3 tRNA genes are annotated in these 355 nt (G+C 51.0%); all 3 read left to right on the top strand.

The annotated features are described in order from the left end of the window. Position 1 precedes the first annotated feature (1 nt). A tRNA-Arg gene (locus Q1A40_RS23000) sits at positions 2-78 on the top strand. A 61-nt stretch (positions 79-139) separates the two neighbouring features. Beyond that, positions 140-216 (top strand) — tRNA-Arg (locus Q1A40_RS22995). Between the two features lie 61 nt (positions 217-277). Beyond that, positions 278-354: transfer RNA gene (locus Q1A40_RS22990), tRNA-Arg, on the top strand. The last annotated feature ends 1 nt before the right edge of the window (position 355 follow it).

The following is a 355-nucleotide window of genomic DNA, read 5'->3' as shown; positions in this document are numbered from 1 at the left end:
TGCATCCGTAGCTCAGCTGGATAGAGTACTCGGCTACGAACCGAGCGGTCGGAGGTTCGAATCCTCCCGGATGCACCATATTTAACAATGCTGAAGTTCAGTGCTTCAATATTGTTTGGGAAGTAAAGTAGTACCTGATGCATCCGTAGCTCAGCTGGATAGAGTACTCGGCTACGAACCGAGCGGTCGGAGGTTCGAATCCTCCCGGATGCACCATATTTAACGATGCTGAAGTTCAGTGCTTCAAGATTGTTTAGGAAGTGAAGCAGTACCTGATGCATCCGTAGCTCAGCTGGATAGAGTACTCGGCTACGAACCGAGCGGTCGGAGGTTCGAATCCTCCCGGATGCACCAT

The organism is uncultured Cedecea sp., assembly GCF_947498825.1.
Classification (GTDB): domain Bacteria; phylum Pseudomonadota; class Gammaproteobacteria; order Enterobacterales; family Enterobacteriaceae; genus JGM124.
This window is presented reverse-complemented; position numbering and strand designations above follow the sequence as displayed.